This is a genomic window from Bacteroides caecigallinarum (assembly GCF_016901995.1).
GTDB lineage: Bacteria > Bacteroidota > Bacteroidia > Bacteroidales > Bacteroidaceae > Phocaeicola > Phocaeicola cellulolyticus.
Genome location: NZ_JACJLE010000029.1, coordinates 1 through 18,727, shown reverse-complemented (window position 1 = coordinate 18,727; position 18,727 = coordinate 1). Strand labels below are relative to the sequence as shown.

Sequence of the window (18,727 nt, the reverse complement as noted above, 5' to 3'; positions counted from 1 at the left end):
ATCCTTATGGATCAACGTTCTAATTCAGTTCTATTTTTCAGGTGTAACGATTTAGTAACTGAAAACTGGCTTTTTGTCACATATCGACTTTCGCTTGTCTAAGCTATCATTACATAGCAAAGATAATTCTCAAAAAAACACGAATAAAAATGAAATTACTGAAAAATGTTGCAAAGCTATTGACTGACAGCATTTTGGGTAAATGTCTTAAAAAAAATGAATTACAGAAGAGAACAACGATAAAACATCTATTTCATCTTCCAATTCCCTGATAGCCCATGGCAAATGTATTCACCCCAAGGTACAATATATCGCATTTCCATTCTCATTCATTATCATACATAACTTGTCATCAACCAAATTATAAACATCAAATCCGATATCAAGTACATCTGAAACAGACACTTTTGCCAAGGGAGCCACATTATCTTGACCTGCAAACAATGTTAGTGTCATCGCATTTCCCATAAGAAAAACCATAATCCTTCTTAATGCTATTTTTTCATGCTATGATTTTTCCTATTTTACAACCCTATATAATCTTTCAATTATAGTTATTATAAGTTCAATATAGAAATAGAAACAATAACGAAGGACCTGTTTCCTAAATACAAGAAAAGAGATCCTTCGTTACACCCTCATACATCAGAAATACAACTCTAGACACCCCAATGCATATTAGGAGTATCTCCCATTTCCAATACCAATACTCCTCCATTCATAATATCTTGATAATCCAAGTAACATTGAGAGTATTCCTTTCCATTCAAATAAGCAGACTGTATATAAATATTAGAGGTTGAATTATTGTGTGCTTTGATGACAAATGTTTTGTTATTTCCTAACTTAATTGTTATCTCGTTAAACAACGGAGAAGTTATCTCATAACGAGTATCTCCAGGACAAATAGGATACAAACCACATGCCGATAATACATACCATGCAGACATTTGTCCGGCATCTTCGTTACCTACCAATCCCTCCACTTTATCATGGTAAGCGTGTTCGCAAATAAACCTAGACCAATATTGTGTTTTCCAAGGTTCTCCCAATCTATTATATAAAAAGGGAACATGATGAACTGGTTCGTTGGCATGATTGTAATATACATTCCACAAAAAATTGTGAGGTGTATGTGCAAACATACTATCCAGATCAGCTACAGTTTGCTGAATACCTCCCATCAACTCTACCATACCTTCTATGTCGTGCGGTACAAACCAACCTTGTTGCAGTTCATTGCACTCAGTACAACCATACCCTTCCTGCAATTTTCCTCTTTGGGGCCATTTTATAAACGAACCGTCTTCTTTTCTCGGACGGAAGGCATGTTTTTCCTTATCGTACAAATTCTTATAGGAACGGGAAAGTTTCAAATACTTAACCATATCCTCTGTTTTGCCTAAATCTATGGCCATACGTGCCATACACCATTCCGTATAAGCATACTCTAAGGTTTTTGAAATACTATAAGGGGTATAGCCTCGCTCAGTATTGCCAAAAAGGCGTGCTGTATTGTCAGCGTAGGTATAAGCCTTTTCCTTATCTCCTTTAAATATACCCTTTACCCACGCATCGGCCAATACTGAAAGCGCAGGATTACCCAACATACACCCACTATATGCATTCAGGAGCTCAAAGCGCTCATAATAGTGATTACCACTTTCTTCAGCTAAGGTCGTCAAAGACATCAGCAGGTCATTAACCACTTCGGGATTTATGATGCTTTGTAAAGGCATTTGACTGCGAAATACATCCCAACCGCTAAACACGGTCCGTTTAGTAAAGCCAATCGATGTATGTATCTTTCCATCTCCTCCAATATAATGTCCGTCTACATCTGTAAAATTTCTAGGATCAATCATTGTATGATATAGAGCTGTATAAAAGATACGCTTTTGTTCTTCCGTACCACCTTTTACTCGGATAGTTGCCAGCATATCATTCCATTGCTTTTTAGTAGCCTCCTTTACGACATCAAAATTCCAGTCCGCAATTTCTTGCTCTAGATTTTTACGTGCCCCTTCTATACTGACGAAAGAAATCCCGGATTTAAACAAAATCTGTTCATTTTCCTTTGTCTCAAAGTTAGCAAAGAATCCGATGTGCTTTCCTTGGAATTCTTTTTTATCTTGTATAATCTGTGCTTGTGATGTAAGTTTTTGAAATTGAGAGCTTTCTACAAATTCACGTTTGCGCGAAATTCCTTCAGGAATTTCAACATTCCAGAATCCATAATCCGTCAACGGCTTTGAAAACTGAGCATGGAAATAGACTGTATATTTGGCATTACCATCCCCGTTTCCCCAACCACCACCTTCTGGTGTACATTCCATACTGCCTTCGATTGTGTACTCATCAATTACCTTTACAAATTGGAAGGTAGACGTGCCACCAACACGACGAGCCAAGTCTATCTGTATTCGAGATTCCTTACTCTTCGGATAAGTAAAACGTAGCATACCACTATGCTCCATAACCGTAGCCTCTGTTTGTACACCATAATCGGGCAAATATACACTATAATAACCAGCAGAAGCCTTCTCGGATGCCTTATCATACCGAGTGCGATAACCCTTCACTCCATTCTCTTTTCCAGAATTAGTATACATTTTACCTACCGTTGGCATTACTAACAAATTACCAAGGTCTCCATACCATCCCACACCACTCATTTGGGTAAAAGCAAATCCTTCAATAGTTTGATGTTCATAGCTATATCCTGAACCATTGTCTCCTCCCGTAATTGTATTGGGGCTTATTTGTACCGCACCAAACGGGTAAGTCGCCCCAGGAAAGGTTTTCCCTAGTCCATGAAAGGCTCCCGCAGCCTCGGTATTCGTACTAGCCCCAATAAATGGATTTACATACCCGACCAATTCCTTGTCACTTTCTGTTCCGCAACAAGCATAACACAAGACTCCTGTCCAGAACAAGATTACTTTCCACTTTCTGTTGTATATCCTCATTAATATTCTAATCAAAGACAAATTGTGATACCTTTTATCATTTTTCTTGAATCAGCACACAAGCTCCACCTCCTGCTGCAAGCTCTAGTTTTAGCACAGTGTTACAATCCACACTTTCTTCAACGGATTGGTAAGATTCACGATTAACGAAATAGTGTGCATCTTCACCATCTTTGGTTATCTGTGCAATAAATTTTCCTTTAGGTAAGAAAGACAAAGGAATTTCTACTGTGCGTGCCAATTCATTGGTAACTGCACCTATTAGCCAAGATTCCTGGGTTTGACGCATCATAACAATATATTCTCCAATTTCGCCAGCCAAAGTCTTACTTTCTACCCAGGGCATCTTCTGTGCACTGATAAAGCGAAGTAACTCGGGATATTTCTTATAATATTCAGGTATATCTGGAAGAATGGTTACACCTGAGAAGGTGATCAATGTTCTAGCCGCCTCAGATGTTACAGTTGAAGGAACAGGCAAGTTACAATCTACACGAGTCGTTTTTCCCGGGCGTAAATCAAACATACCGTTGTTCATATCCAGCGGACCTGCTAGCATATTCACAAATACGGAAGTACAGAAAGTTTCCGGAACAAACACATGATAACCGTCCAATTGCGCATGACAGTATTCTCTGGTAACAGCATTAGGCCATGTCCGCATTTGTCCATAAGGGTGAACTGGATTATCGTGGTAGTCTACCAATAAATGATTCTCGGCACACAGACGCGTTACAGTTTGTGTCCATTTATTTTTTTCTTCTTGAGTACCGGTCATAAAACCATATTTTACACCGACAGCTCCCCATTTTCTATATTGTTTCAAAGTTTCTTCAATGGGATATTGTTTTCCTCCAACATCATTTAAATACAACCAAATACCTACACCCTTTTGTTTACCATATTCTATAAGTCTACGTACATCATTCGCCTTATCACCATTAATAGGATCAGAATCTGTGGCAAATTCAGGACCATACCAGTTAGCATCCAATACAAGATAGGCAAATCCTTGTTCAGCCGCAAAGTCCACAGCACGAACCCAAGAAGGATAAGACATCTCATATCTAAACCCATCTATTTCTGCACCATTCATACGCCAATCCCATAAAGCAATACCCGGTTTTACCCATGAAAAATCATATTTAGGATCTGGTTCAGGATTAAGTAACTCTACAAGATGAGAATCTACCAATGTACCAGGAGTGGTGCCATACATGATAACACGCCATGCTGAACTATAATTTGGATGTAACTTTCCTGGTGTAGATATTACAGAATAGGCTATCTCACCCTTTTTCGAGAATAAACGCAACGGTTCTCCTTCTTGCAAATAAGCCTCATGAAGAGCCATATAATTATGGTCATCAGCTTTAATTGTAACAACCGGAAGTCTCTCACCGTTACTATCTGTAAGCTTTTCAGGACCAATATTATGTTCTTCGCCATTATAGCTCCATGCAGTATAATCATCAGCAAAGTTATATGTAGTACATTCCATAGGCTCTCTTTCTAGTTTACTATTCCCGGTAGGAATCTCATAACGAAAAGCAACTCCATCATTGTAAACACGAACTACTACAAGAAGTTTCTCCAAGCCATCCACGGCCGTACTACTTATCGTGAAAGTCTTTTCATTAAAATGATCATTTACTATAGCTCTCTTTCCCCATACTGGTTTCCAAATATCCCGTACTTGACGTTCATTAGTCTCTTCAATACTACATTCAGTAATTGTTAAAACATTGTTATTCTTAAATTTAATACCCAATGATGAATTGTTAATCAACTGTTTATTATTAGCTTTAAAAGCATAAACAGGTTCACCTTTTTCACTTTTATAAATAGTAAACTCTAACTTTCCATCCGGAGATTTGACCGTATTCGATACAAGGGAAGAGGAACATCCTGTTACAACAAATGCTAAAATACAGATATATATCTGAAATAGTAGTAATAAGTAATATCTCATTATTTAATATATTTAATTGATTATTATTCAGAACAAAACTCTAGTACTCCACCTTTAAAAATATCTTGAATAGAGATAAAAGGCTTTTCCAAAAGTTTTCCATTCCAATACACTCGCAATAAGTAATCTTTTTTATTCAATTCTGGAGCTTTGATTAACAATTTCTTACCATCTCGTAGCTGCAGGATTATCTCTTTAAAATGAGGTATACCCAATGCATACTCACCTGATGCCGGAGTAAGCGGATAAAAGCCCAATGAACTGAATAGATACCAAGCTGACATTTGTCCACAATCGTCATTACCAGATAAACCATCAGGCTTATTCTTGTAATGTTGTTTTATTATCATTGGAATACGGTTCTGCACTTTATCAAGCTTGCCACAACAATCATATAAGTAAGCGAAATGATGTCCGGGTTCATTATCATGACGATAATGCCCTTCATCAAAGTTTTTGTCTAGCTCCTTACAAAATACATCCTCCCCACCCAGAAGATGAATCAGATCAGGTATATTTTGCATAACGCAGAAACGGTATGTCCAGCGTCCACCTTCAGTAAATCCCTCTTCTATATCTGCCCAGCTACCATTACTATGTCGTGCTTGAAAAAAACCTGTCTGTGGATTGTACAGATTCAAATAGTTGCGTGAGCGTTTCATTAAGATATGATAATCTTCCTCATGTCCCAGTTTTTTTGCCATTTGGGCTACACAATAATCATCCATAGCAAACTCCAATGTGCGTGATACAGACTCTGTTGTCTTGTCTGCAGCAACATAACCTAAATCCAAATACTCTTTCAGACCTCCACGAGCCTCGTATGAACCGTTCCAATAATGTCTGTCTCCCCAACGATAGTCATCACGTGGTGCTTGAAAAGCATCCTTGCGGATAGCTTCATAAGCTTTTTCTACATCATAATTACGAAATCCGTTGACATACGCATCAGCAATAACAGCATCAGCATGTGTACCAATCATGATGTTTGTGTAAGAAGGATTAGGCCATTTAGGTAGCCAGCCACCTTCATTATACATTTGTATCAGCGCTGTAATCATATCATCTACCCGTTGAGACTGTGTCAATTGAAGCCAAGGGTGCTGCGCACGAAATGTATCCCACAGTGAATACGCATTGTATGAAATACCTTTGTGAATTTTGTCATCAAACGGGCTGTAGTAGCGGCCGTACTCAGAAAATTCACGTGGATATTGCATAGTGCGAAAAAATGCTGTATAAAAAATCGTTGCATCATCATCGGTTGCTCCTTTAATTCGTATCTTATCTAAATTGGACTCCCAAGCCGCCTTCACCTTCTTTTTAGTTTGTTCAAAACTGACAGATGCGGGAATTTCTTTTTCCAAATTGACCGAAGCCTGTTCAAAATCAATAAAAGAAGAACCAATACGTACTTCTACAACCTCTGTACCAAGTTCAAATTCTATATATCCACCGACATGTGCCCCCTCTTCCTTACTCTGCATCTCGGATACTTTAACCTCATTCCAAGTGCCATACTGACTGAATGGACGTGAGAATTTCAGAACATAACATCCTTTAAAATTATATAAGCGAGGACCTAAATGACTATCATGCCTCTCCTTGTTACAAATTCGAATCTCCTGTTTGTCCGGAAGGATTTCAATAGATCCCCCTTCTTTTTCCCGACCAGCCTCCAAAAATAGAATAGCTTTCTCGGTAGAGGGATAATTGAAGCGGAAAAAAGAGCAACGGGATGTAGCAGTAAACTCAGTCTTCAAAGCATGACCTTGCACATCATTATAACCTATCTTATAATAATATGGTGTAGCTATTTCTTGTGCATGATCCATCTTTACAGCTCGTTTTTCTGGTTCTAAATTCAATATTCCTACTTGTGGCATTAAGGTGAAAAAACCATAGTCGCCCATCCAAATAGCAGGTTGATGTGTAGCTACAAATCCCAGTAAATGAGTATCATTGTAATTATATGCAGTACGTGAAATACCGTTTATACGGGTTGCTGCACACCATTGTGTCATTCCGAAAGGCTCGCTAACTGCCGGTGTTGTGCCTCCATATTCAGTGTTATGAGAACCTGTACTACCAATAAACATATTGACGTAATCGACATTACTTTGAGCCTTGAGCAAGTTGCCCCCCCCTGCCAAAACACAACATACAAATCCCCAAATAGCTAATTGAAATTTCATATATCTCATCTATTATTATAAAACATTTCTCCTAGTTGTTACATTGTTTAAAATCTTGAAAGTTGTATGTATTGGTATGAATATTTGTTACAATTTGTCCATCTATCAATGCACGTGATTGTTCTATTTTAGGACCTTTTACTGCAAATCCATACTGAGGCAGTTGATATTTTTTTCCACCTACAGTAGCTTCGTAAACAGACTCTCCAAAATTGACCACAACCTCTGTACCATCAGCAAAACAAGTTCGCTGTACCATTCCGTCCAAAGTCAGAAATTCATGAACTGTCATTTCCTGTCCAGCAATCACCTCATGCAGTTTACATACGTTACGATAAGTCTCCAAAAAAAGCTCACGATTGGCCACCCAAGAGCCAGGTTTAGCAGGTCCTGCACCACCAGTTTCTTCGTTCGCCCATAACAAAGGTATAGTACCATACAAAATATTGTAACAATTCTTCATATCTGTAAATTTCGGGTCAGCCAATGTTAAGAAATCATTAGCATCTCCCCAATACCAAGTGGATACTACGCAGTCATGGAATACAAGTTCCCATAGAGGAACACGGTACTGGGGATTCATGCCCAAAGTCTCATACTTCTCCCATTTATTGCCCTCCTTATTCATAGGCGGACGGAGATAAGGAGCATCCCAAGCGTAATTATCTGTTCCTCCACTCATCATACCTTCTACGTAATCTATAACAGGAGCAGCCCACCAACGACCATGTTCTCCGCCCACTACAAGACCTTGTGATCGTATATAATCGAAAAGACGTACACCTAGCTCTCGTTTTTCAGCACGGGTTAATGGATGCCTTTCATCGTAACACTCGTACAAATCTTCGGCTGTAGTCACATCTATGAAACGACACAAGAAAGGATATTTAGACAATACTTCAGGAATCACTAATTTAGCCGTGCGTTCCCAAAATACTGGGCAACGTTTCATAGATTGATGTCCATCCCAAGTACACCAAGCTAACATGCGAGTACTGTCATCTTTCAATACGATATTATCTGGCAAATATTCATGTCCACTATCAATTTTTCCATCAGCTTCTACCTGAAAAACATCCTGATATGCATCATAACAACTTGTCAAATAACCCAATTCATTGATACTTTTTAATTCTTCAGGTGTAGAGTTACCATTCATAATCATTTTTTCCACGCCTGCTTTCTTTGCTTCTTTGGCAAATTCTACTGATTGTTGCCCCCATACATCCACTGCCCCAAAAAGGCGTGTCAGATTTGGGTTTTTCTTTACTTTCTCAGAGAAAGGGACAATCAAGCCGCGCTTTTGCGCATAAGTTCGATAGTATTTAGCCAACGCTACATAACCGCCATCAGAAACAAAATGACAGAGAAGACGGCGTGCATATCCAAAACGCTTTTTGCTGGATATCCAACCCGCTTTGGGCAGAACAATCTCACGCTTTCCAACCTTTACGGGAATCATGTCAAAGAATGCATCATCCGATGTATCCAATATAATCTCATATCCATGTCCTTCTTTTGCATCACATACACCTATCCAAGGCATGTCCAATAAAGCGGTAGTATAACGCTTATACGGAAACGGGTGAAGATCGGCTGGATAAAGATGCCCGTTACAGAAATCAGCTACAGCTATGGAGCAATGTTCCGAGTCCAACAAAAACGGATCAAAAAAAGGAATATCCTCTATCGGAGTATCACGATTTTCCATATCAGCTTCTATCTCCAAGTCTGCAGAGGCTTTTGGAAGACTCAGTTTTATTAAGAACGGATAATTATTAACTTCCGTTTCGAATGCTATCGCCCATTTATCAGCAGTACTTACTTCACTAACATTCTCTATTTTTTTTTCTTTTGAAGCTACTTGTTGCCACTCCCGATTTCCTTTTTTATCATACACGTTCAATACCCCGGTAGGTTGAATGGTTACTTTCAAATGACTATTTTCAATAAACCAAACATCTCCTTCCTGTGAAACTCCATCGCTTGAACTACAAGCACACAATCCCAACAAGACAAAAATTGTCAGGAAAACACTTATTCGTTTAAAAATTATCATAATAGTTTGTTTTTTACTTCCAAAATTATGTTGTTAGAATATTCAAATAATTATTGAAAGTTCTGATTAAAATAGAAGTCCCTATATTTAGGGAAATACCACGAAATATAGGGACTACCTGATTAATATATAATACTAATACCCTTCGTTTTGCGTAATTTTACCTTTTGATTCATCTATTACTTCTTGCGGAATAGGAAAGAGTACCATATGCTTATAATCAGCTTCTCTTCCTTCTGGAATATATCCTTGGTCTACTGCTGATTGTATCCATTTTCCATGTCTAATTAAATCACGGCGACGATGTCCCTCACAATATAATTCACGGCCGCGTTCATCCAATATAAAATCACGGAAATTATCTTTACTAGCCGTAGCTGTAGTTGGTATAGTATTGGGTATACCAGCACGGGCACGAATCAACTCTACCAATCCAATAGCTTCCTGTGTAGGGCCCTTCTGTTCGTTTATAGCTTCGGCTAACTCCAACAAGACATCAGCGTAACGATATACCACTACATCATTTCCTGCCTTCTCAGAAATTTGTGTCGGGTCTTCAGGATACTTGACAGGCAAGGCTCCTTTTACTAAATTGGGATAACCATTGTTACGGCTTGCTAATTTCGTTTCACCATTGCTTATATATTCAAATTCTGTAATAAGTGAAGGTGCCATTGCACGTTCATCTCCAGGCTGTTGAAAATGGTGATCGTAATATTTCCATGGCATATTATATACATTCCATCTTTGTACTTTACTATTCGTCCAGAAAGAAGGAAGTTCAGGAGGAAGCACATGAGTAGTCCAGGTATTCCCATTACCATTTGTCTCAGATTGACAAGGTAATGCCCAGATAATTTCATTATTACGTTCGTTCTCAATGCTAAATACAGATGAATAAGTAGGCTGTAATTCGTATCCCAATCCTTGAATCTTTCGGCAATAAGTTTCAGCATCTGCCCAACGCTTTTCCTGCATATAAAGTTTTTCTAAAATGGTATAGGCAGCTCCTTTAGAGAGACGACCATATTCAGAAGCATCATAAGAAGCTGGCAAAACCTCTGCAGCAGCTTTCAAATCAGTCTCAATTAACTTGATAAACTCATCTTTAGGTAAGCGTTCTAAAATTATCTCATTTTCCGGATTACGCAAAATTTCAGCATCAGTAGTCACATTAGCAGTCCCGTAAAAATCATATAAGAAGAAGAGATATTGACCACGAATACACTGCAGTTCTGCTATATATTGTTTCTTAACATCATCAGCTATCGGAGATTTTTGCAAATCGTCTATGACCAAAGTAGTCCGATGAACTTCTTTTACAAACATATTATAGAATTTATATGCAGCATATGTTGTAGAATTCCATTGAAATTTCTCCATAAACTCATAATCATCACGTTGTGTACCCATGTCATCTGCACACAAGTTATTTATCATCCAAAATGTTTCTGTCCAACCACCATAAATATCACCAGGTGAACCTAATGGACTATAAATTCCTGTTACTGCAGCTTTGGCATCAGCCTCTGTTTTATAAAAATTTTCAGGAATAATCTTATCATATATTACAGGATCCAAATCCAAACAAGATTCCATGCCTATTCCTAACAAGGCTACCAATGTAACCTGTTTTATATTATTTAAAAGTCTCATATTAAAATCTAATTAAAAAGTTATATCTACCCCAAAAGACATTGTTGTTTGAGTCGGATATGCTGCAAGACCGTTCATCTCCGGATCGATGCCGCTATACTTAGTGATAACAAACGGATTTTGAACATCAGCATATAAACGCAAATTTTTCACTAACTTACTGAAGTTACCTAACTTAGGAAGAGTATATCCTAGTGTTATGTTCTTACAACGCAAGAAGTTTGCGTTCTCCAGCCAAAAGTCCGTGCTGAAGTTATCATATGGGCTGTTCAGACATGTAGGAAATTTCCCGTTAGGATTGTCATGCGCCCAACGATTTGTTACTTCCGCTAACATGTTAGAACCATTTAAAATAGCATTCGACCCCTTCAAATAGGAAAGATATGCTGGATTTTCTAACTTTCTACCCAAGTAACCATAGAAGAAAATATTCAAATCAAAACCTTTATAAGTAAAAGTATTACCAAAGCCTACATAGAATTTGGAAGTAGCTGTGCCCATATATACAATATCAGCCTCGTCCAACTTACCATCCGGAGCATCAGTCAGGTTACCGTTTTCATCACGTCCATGCAAATCTTTATACTTAATCATACCAGGCTTTGCATTTGGCATATGAGGTATTTTACAAGTTCCGTCAGGATTCATATCCTCTGGTTGTACAAGTCCGTCAGAAAGCATTAGGTAACGTGCATTCAGCATATCATGTTCATTCTCATAAATAGCCTTCTTCCATTGTGGACTTCTTTCTACCCAACGATCACGATAAAAGGAGAAAACATAGTCTGTAGTCCACTGAAACTCTCCAATCAGATTACGGGTAGTCAAACCTAATTCAAAACCTTTACTGCCTTTCACACCAATATTAGCAACAATGGTATTGATTGGGTTATAAGACATTAACTTCTTGGTATCCAATAAATCAGACACCCTACGGGTAAAATATTCCATGGAACCCACAATGCGATTATTGAAGAAACCAAAATCAACACCAAAGTTAAATTCGGTGGTAGTTTCCCACTTCAAGTTAGGATTAGCCAATTGAGTCTGTGTTACACCAGTAGCAACCTGATCTCCAAACGTATAGTTACGCCCTGTATCATATAAAGCCAAGGCATTACTACCAATATTCGCATTACCAGTCTGACCGAAGCTGACACGCAGTTTAAGATCAGACACTATATCTTGGTCTTGCATAAAAGCTTCATTGTTGACACGCCATGCCAAAGCAACTGATGGAAAAAATCCCCACTTATTGTTTTCTGCAAATTTAGAAGAAGCATCACCACGAAATGTAGCTGCAATCAGATAGCGATTATCATAGTTGTAGTTCAAACGTGCAAACACAGAACCCAGAACTTCCTCATTACCATAAGATCCGACAGTAGGTTTGGCTGATTCGCCAGCCCCCATATTATACCACTTGAAGATATCAGTCAAGAATTTACTATTAGAAGCATCTAGTCCATCTGTGAAAAACTTTTGATAAGAATAACCTCCCATTACTGTAAATGAATGTTTCTCCGCAAATGTTTTGTCATAAGTCGCAGTAATATCGAATACATTATTGTTTCGGTTGATAAAGGAACGAGTTGCTCTACCATCTTCCTTAAAACCATAAAGTGTAGTTTTAGGCATATAGGTATTACGCTCTCCTTTATCTTTTTGAAAACCAGCATTCATACGGATATTCAGCCCCTCTATCGGAGTAACCTGCAGGTAAAAATTACCAAGCAACTCTAAATTATGACTTTCATCATCCACTTCCAGTAAAGATACTGGATTAGGCAGGAACGGCTGCTGAGGATCTATCAAATAATCACCGTTTTCATCATAAATCGGTAAGGTAGGATTTGCAGTCATCGCCGCACGAATAATACCAGCATTTTCATTTTGACTTGTTGTTAATGGGGCATTATCATTAGTACTTTGACTAATACTGAAATTAACTCCAGCCTTAATATATTTATTAAATGTTTGGTCGAAATTGAAACGTCCGGAATAACGTTCTATACCCGTACTTTTGATAACTCCTTCCTGATTTAAATAACTACCTGATACATAATAAGAAGTCTTATCAGTACCACCTGTTAGTGAAACATTATGTTGAGTCATAATAGCATCTCTCTCTACTGCTCCAAGCCAGTCAGTAGTCTGAGCATTAGCTATATCTTCACTAGAATACTTATTCTCATAAGGAGCTACACTATTGGGATCTGTAGAACCGTATGGGTAAATTTTATTATTAGCTAACCAGTTTTCATAGCCAATTCGATTGTGTTCCGTCATAAAACCAGCTGCGTCCAGCATTTCTTCATGCTTAGCTCTTTTGGATAGAGAAACAGAACCTGAATATTTCACTACAGGTGTAGAACCTTCTTTTCCTCGTTTTGTAGTAATCAATACGACACCATTAGCAGCACGTGCACCATAAATAGAAGTAGCTGCAGCATCTTTTAAAACCTCTATTGACTCAATATCGGCAGGATTCAAATTATTCAATGGAGATTTACTACCGCCATCGTACTTACCACCTCCTGGTTCCATATTATCCACATTCATAGGATAGCCATCAATAACATACAAAGGTCCGGGATTACCTGCACCTCCAGCTGCATTACCACGGATTTGTACAGTAACAGCTCCACCCGGTTGAGCATTATTAAGTGTAATTTGCATACCAGGAGCCTTACCGGAAAGCATTTGTCCCAAAGAAACATTACCAGTCAAGGGCAAATCATCCGCTTTCACCTGGGTAATAGCACCTGTGATATCACTTTTCTTCTGTGTACCGTAACCGATTACAACTACTTCATCCAAACTTTTAGAATCTTCTCGTAATACAACTTTTAGATTGGAAACTTTATCAACCTTTACCTCATATGGGATATAACCAACATAAGTAATAGTAAGCACAGATTTTTCAGGAACATCAAGCTGAAAATTACCATTCATATCCGTAATGGTTCCGATACTTCCATTACCTTTTACTACTACATTAGCACCAATGATAGATTCTCCATTACGGTCTACTACAGTACCATTTATCTTCTTATGGTCTGTAGACTCAGTTTGTTTATTCGGAATCAATATAATATTTATCCCTTCCATACGATAGGTTAAACCTAATTCCTCCAAAGCATCATTCAGTATCTCCTTCACGGATCCTTTATCATTCTGCAAACTTACAGTCTTATTCAAATCGATAGAATTATTGGAAACGAACAAATAATCTGTTTGATTCTCTACCGTCTTAATTAACTGAGATAATTTTAAATTCTTTTTATTAATTTCAATCCTGAAATCTTGTAAGCTCTCTGCATATACCATATGTGAAGGCAACAAAAAACACATGGCAATCGAAAAAGAGTGCCTAAATCTGTTAAAAAAGCATTCTTTTTTAAAAAAGTATTCACTAAAATCTATGTCTTTCATATATTTGTTGTTATTATTAATTTGATGCTAAGATTAGCATTATCTAATGTTTTATATGTCGGTAGATGTTGCAGCATCTGCCGACTTTGTTTTTCATTTAAATTTTCTTTTTCATTATTTCATAGGCAATTATATTATGGGTTTAACAATCATAAGAAAAGATATCATTTCTTGGTTTCAATATAAATCACATTATCATCTATATTTCTTCGGTAAACAAATGGATAATCATTTTGCAACACCTTCAAAGCATGTTCTACTCCATCTAATATACGGAATTTACCATTATATCTTAGTTTACTAAGTAATGAATCGTTCATTACAATCTGTATATCAAAAGTCCGTTCGAATATCTTAATTATTTCAGAGAATTGCTTATCTGTTACACATATCAATCCATCTGTCCAACGATATTCATCCGAATCTGTCATATTAGTAACATGCAATGAACCATCTTGGGAATATGCAGTCTCACCAGGAGACAAATATACTGATGCCATATTATTATCAAAAACTTTAATTCGTCCCTCGTAGAGACTTGTTTGAAAAACTGAATCTGCAGCATAAGCTGTAACACTAAACGTAGTTCCTAATACCTGAACATTATATTTATTGGTCTTGACAATAAAAGGCTCCTTACTTTTTGCAACTTTTAAATAGGCTTCTCCATCCAGCATTATTTCTCTCTTGCCATTTGCAAAAAGCAAAGGATACTGAAGGCGAGTATTAGAATTCAACCATATAATAGTTCCATCTGGCAACAACAATTTGCTTCGATTGCCAGCCGGTACATAAACCATTTGTGTTTTTTTATATTGTTTATCCTGTTGATACAGTTCAAAGAAATGCAAACAGCCAATTAAAACAAGTACAGAAGCAGCTATCTTAATTGTATTAATCATCCATCGAGAGAGGTGAATACGCTTCGATGAAATCGCTATGGCTTTCTCATCCATTAGCAACGTGGCATCAAAACGAATTCGCTCTCGTATAAATAGCTTTCGGTTATCTGAGCTTTCCTCAATCCACTGATGAATGAAATTCTTTTCCTCTTCAGTGGCTATCCCTTCAAAATAGCGGTATAATATTTTTTTTTCCATCGTCATCTTTTTTGTGGTCTTCATAATTAGAGCAACTCAACTTTGCAAAATCCCAAACAGGTGCCCTATTTTTTTTATTTTTTGTTTGTTTTTTATTTGCAAAAGGTATTATAAGGGGAAGTTTCACCATCGACTGATAGCTTTTATAAAGGAGAGAGAATAGGTATATATATTATTATAACCCATTCATCAACAATCATATAGTAAGAATATCATCAATGGTAAATAATCTTTCAATTCATAAGATAGTAAATTGATAGCTTTATTGATATGATAGTCAACTTTTTGTAGAGATACGCCTAAAATGCTTGCAATTTCTTTTCGCGACTTATTCTTCAAACGGTTTAGCACGAAGATTTCCCGAGTTTTATCCGGCAACTTGACCAATGCTTGCTTCAAAATTCTTTGAACATCTTCCAAAAAGATAGCATCATAGCTATCGTCTTCTAACGTCTGAATACGCGTAGCAATTTCCCATTCCTGCAAGTTGGTACAGTGTTTGCTAAATTCTTGCTCCACCGACAAATGTTTTAAATAATTCAGACATTTATTTTTAACAGTTAACAAAATATAACCTATTACATCTGTATCTCTAGGAATACTACGCCTATTCTCCCAAAAATAAAGCAAAGCATCATGAACGATATCTTCGGATGTAGAAGAATCATTCATATAATAATAGGCATAACGTATAAAACGCGCATAATAAGTTGCATAGAAAGTTCCAAAATTCATTTCTGAACAAACATCAGATAGCGTTATCTTATTCATTCTCTCTATACTATAGAATTAAAGTTAGACAAATCAAGTAAAAAACAATCTAAAACACCAATATATATTTGGCTCAACAAAATCTTTATGCTATATTATAAACTTTAAATTGCAAAAGCATATATATATTCAAAATTAGTCAGAAATTTAATCTCAGACAAATAGCTGTTACACCTCTATTAATGAGCATGTATCATATCTAAAGTGGGTATAATTAAAAGTTTTTCATAGTACATTAAATTTTAATGTTTTATAAGTATCTCGATTAAACATAAGCATCTCGTTAATACAATATAGCCTCTAAAATATAATCAAAGATTATTACTGTATTTCTTCAGAAATATTATCTTTCCGCTTCTATGGTATAGGTAAAACTTTCTGCACGATAATAGCCAATGTTATACTCAATAGGAACTCCATCGATATCAGAAACGAATCTTTTTCTTACCAATATAGGATCGCTTGACTTGATATCAAGCTTTTCCGCAATGAACTCTCCAGCCAAACGCGCAGAGACCTCCTCTTTACTTTTTTTTACAATAATATCATATTTATTTTCAAGTATTCCATAAAGTGGTTGTGAAAAATCCTCGTCTCCGGTAAACGGTATACTCGGATTAAAATAAGAGATAAAATAGACAATTGGGTATTCCTTATTTCCACGTACTCGTTCCAATACCATACATTTTGTATTTTTCTCAGGGTCTATATTGAAAAAAGAACAGATTTCATCAAATGGTTTTTTAAAACTGACATGCAGTTCGAAATTTTTAATTTCAATGCCCAACATTTTCATTTCCTGTGAAAAACTCAACCAATTTTTCACACCTCCTACGATACCTTTCTTTACGACTTTTGTACCATATTTTTTTTTTCTAACTAACAATCCCTCGAACACAAGCTTGTTGATGGCTTGACGAAGTGTGTTCCTTGATATATTTAATTGTTCAGACAATTGAACTTCACTAGGAAGTAATTTCCCGTTCTTATATTCATCCGATTCGATAAGTTTTCTCAATATCTCCTCCGCTTGTACATGCAAGGGCTTGCTACTAGTATGATCTAATTTCATATATGTTAGTTTTATTCTTCTGCAAATATAATAAAAAAAAAATCTTAAACTATTGTTTAATATAAAATCTTATTTATATATTTGCACAATAACACATATGTACAAACAAATATACTTAATATCTGATCCATTAGTATTCCATTAAATATAACAAGTTAAACAATTAATCAAATAGACCCGTAATCAAGGGATCATATAGATCTATGACATCATTGAAATTAGTCTTGTCGAACAGGCCACGCAAGTAAGTTTTGTCTGCCAATGATATACTGAGAATTAGCACAACTTCATAGGTAGAGCGTTTCAGCTTTATGTCATATTTAACAATGACCATAAGGCAGTATATGATAATTGCCACACTGATTTGTATACGAATTTCTTTCTCCGTAGTACTCTAGAGATTCTTTATTTTTTAAGATGTTGTTTGAGACATTTGAATAACAACTCAATCAACCTCTTTTCTTGTAAAGATTGACGACATCCAATGCAGAAAGTTACTTTATATTATTCGTCAGAAAGGTGAACTCACGGTCATCTTCTTCATCGTAACATGAAACGAGTCTGAATGATTCTGGAAATTTCTTCTTTAAAAATATCCGGTCAGCTTCACTTCCGCATCTGTCGTTATATTCTTTGACATTCTTCTTTTCCATTTGACTATCCTATACTTTAAGTTCGTTTTAGTCTTGACACAAAGATAGAGTCTGCAAGATGTATCATATAGAATTCTTTTAAGGAGTCATAAGCCCTATCTAATATATAATAAACATTTGGCTCATAATGGATTGAAATCATTGCTATAGAATCGTGCTTTAACGCGGTGTTTATAGTATAGGAAACAGGAGCTTGCGCTTCGACATCATATAAGACATGAGCTTTCACTCCTCCTTTCTTACTTCGGAACTCTGCCAATGAAATGTCGCAAAAACATTACAGAATCATTGTTGAATAAAACGCATATTTCTTTCCGGAAATGTCTAGTATATTGCTTGTCCGCTTCTCTTAGACTTCTTTTATCATATAGAATGCAAAGTCTTCGAAAATTCTGTAATCGCGGTTCTGGTTGGCTATGGCAAGTGTTGTTTTGGCTATCGGTTCACGACCTAAACCAAGATGATATTGCTTGGCCCTATGCACCTCGAAAGCAACGATTAAGTCTCGCAGGCTCCCACGGTTACTCAATTGCCCAAACATCATCGCAAGCATCTGATTCCAGCAAGTAAAATGTTTCACATATCGGTTGCCGTCATACTTACTAACATAGTTATTGAACTAAGTCCTGTTCAGAAAAACGATTAGTTGAAAGAATACTATTTGTCTTGGAACATAACAGCCATTTGTATTAAACTGCAAAGTTGTAAAATCAAGTCCGTTTTATTTCAATAAACCGTATAATTGACTATATTTCAATAATTTCAAAGAACTATTTATTCACTTTTACGGAACAGTAGTAATTCTGATTATTTTATAAAATTAACAAACACCATCACAATAGTAA

13 protein-coding genes are annotated in these 18,727 nt (G+C 36.6%); all 13 read right to left on the bottom strand.

Annotated features, from left to right (window positions below; all coding sequences use genetic code 11):
• Positions 1-291: 291 nt before the first annotated feature.
• Positions 292-480 carry a hypothetical protein gene (locus H6A61_RS08795; RefSeq protein ID WP_204392941.1) on the bottom strand — a complete coding sequence of 63 codons (189 nt, stop codon included), beginning with the start codon at positions 478-480 and terminating at the stop codon, positions 292-294.
• A gap of 179 nt (positions 481-659) precedes the next feature.
• A complete protein-coding gene (locus H6A61_RS08790) occupies positions 660-2,969 on the bottom strand; it encodes a GH92 family glycosyl hydrolase (protein WP_204392970.1) in 2,310 nt (769 codons plus the stop codon).
• Positions 2,970-3,006: 37 nt separating this feature from the next.
• Positions 3,007-4,941 (bottom strand): glycoside hydrolase family 97 protein, encoded by a 1,935-nt coding sequence (locus H6A61_RS08785; RefSeq protein WP_204392939.1) that lies wholly within the window; start codon positions 4,939-4,941, stop codon positions 3,007-3,009.
• Positions 4,942-4,964: 23 nt separating this feature from the next.
• Positions 4,965-7,136 (bottom strand): GH92 family glycosyl hydrolase, encoded by a 2,172-nt coding sequence (locus H6A61_RS08780; protein ID WP_225226153.1) that lies wholly within the window; start codon positions 7,134-7,136, stop codon positions 4,965-4,967.
• A gap of 31 nt (positions 7,137-7,167) precedes the next feature.
• The gene (locus tag H6A61_RS08775) at positions 7,168-9,195 is read right to left on the bottom strand and encodes a glycoside hydrolase (RefSeq protein ID WP_204392937.1); all 2,028 of its coding nucleotides are present in this window, start codon (positions 9,193-9,195) and stop codon (positions 7,168-7,170) included.
• 135 nt (positions 9,196-9,330) lie between these two features.
• A complete protein-coding gene (locus H6A61_RS08770) occupies positions 9,331-10,851 on the bottom strand; it encodes a RagB/SusD family nutrient uptake outer membrane protein (protein WP_204392935.1) in 1,521 nt (506 codons plus the stop codon).
• Between the two features lie 12 nt (positions 10,852-10,863).
• Positions 10,864-14,286: a TonB-dependent receptor gene (locus H6A61_RS08765; RefSeq protein WP_204392933.1), complete on the bottom strand. Its 3,423-nt coding sequence runs from the start codon at positions 14,284-14,286 to the stop codon at positions 10,864-10,866.
• A 164-nt stretch (positions 14,287-14,450) separates the two neighbouring features.
• Positions 14,451-15,386 carry a FecR family protein gene (locus tag H6A61_RS08760; protein ID WP_204392931.1) on the bottom strand — a complete coding sequence of 312 codons (936 nt, stop codon included), beginning with the start codon at positions 15,384-15,386 and terminating at the stop codon, positions 14,451-14,453.
• A gap of 189 nt (positions 15,387-15,575) precedes the next feature.
• A complete protein-coding gene (locus H6A61_RS08755; protein WP_204392929.1) occupies positions 15,576-16,157 on the bottom strand; it encodes an RNA polymerase sigma-70 factor in 582 nt (193 codons plus the stop codon).
• Positions 16,158-16,500: 343 nt separating this feature from the next.
• Complete coding sequence (locus H6A61_RS08750; RefSeq protein ID WP_204392928.1) at positions 16,501-17,229, bottom strand: GntR family transcriptional regulator; 729 nt, start codon at positions 17,227-17,229, stop codon at positions 16,501-16,503.
• 494 nt (positions 17,230-17,723) lie between these two features.
• Positions 17,724-17,882, bottom strand: coding sequence for a hypothetical protein (locus H6A61_RS15960; protein ID WP_239469165.1), 159 nt, complete (start codon positions 17,880-17,882; stop codon positions 17,724-17,726).
• Positions 17,883-17,898: 16 nt separating this feature from the next.
• Entirely contained in the window at positions 17,899-18,111 is a 213-nt protein-coding gene (locus tag H6A61_RS15955) for a hypothetical protein (RefSeq protein WP_346342338.1), read from the bottom strand.
• A gap of 120 nt (positions 18,112-18,231) precedes the next feature.
• A complete protein-coding gene (locus tag H6A61_RS15950; RefSeq protein WP_346342337.1) occupies positions 18,232-18,462 on the bottom strand; it encodes a DUF4372 domain-containing protein in 231 nt (76 codons plus the stop codon).
• Between the last annotated feature and the right edge of the window lie 265 nt (positions 18,463-18,727).

Excerpts from the sequence above, each read along its gene's own strand:
- H6A61_RS08795 (WP_204392941.1), bottom strand. The coding sequence starts at position 480 with ATGGTTTTTCTTATGGGAAATGCGATGACACTAACATTGTTTGCAGGT.
- H6A61_RS08790 (WP_204392970.1), bottom strand. The coding sequence starts at position 2,969 with ATGAGGATATACAACAGAAAGTGGAAAGTAATCTTGTTCTGGACAGGA.
- H6A61_RS08785 (WP_204392939.1), bottom strand. The coding sequence starts at position 4,941 with ATGAGATATTACTTATTACTACTATTTCAGATATATATCTGTATTTTA.
- H6A61_RS08780 (WP_225226153.1), bottom strand. The coding sequence starts at position 7,136 with ATGAAATTTCAATTAGCTATTTGGGGATTTGTATGTTGTGTTTTGGCA.
- H6A61_RS08775 (WP_204392937.1), bottom strand. The coding sequence starts at position 9,195 with ATGATAATTTTTAAACGAATAAGTGTTTTCCTGACAATTTTTGTCTTG.
- H6A61_RS08770 (WP_204392935.1), bottom strand. The coding sequence starts at position 10,851 with ATGAGACTTTTAAATAATATAAAACAGGTTACATTGGTAGCCTTGTTA.
- H6A61_RS08765 (WP_204392933.1), bottom strand. The coding sequence starts at position 14,286 with ATGAAAGACATAGATTTTAGTGAATACTTTTTTAAAAAAGAATGCTTT.
- H6A61_RS08760 (WP_204392931.1), bottom strand. The coding sequence starts at position 15,386 with ATGGAAAAAAAAATATTATACCGCTATTTTGAAGGGATAGCCACTGAA.
- H6A61_RS08755 (WP_204392929.1), bottom strand. The coding sequence starts at position 16,157 with ATGAATAAGATAACGCTATCTGATGTTTGTTCAGAAATGAATTTTGGA.
- H6A61_RS08750 (WP_204392928.1), bottom strand. The coding sequence starts at position 17,229 with ATGAAATTAGATCATACTAGTAGCAAGCCCTTGCATGTACAAGCGGAG.
- H6A61_RS15960 (WP_239469165.1), bottom strand. The coding sequence starts at position 17,882 with ATGGAAAAGAAGAATGTCAAAGAATATAACGACAGATGCGGAAGTGAA.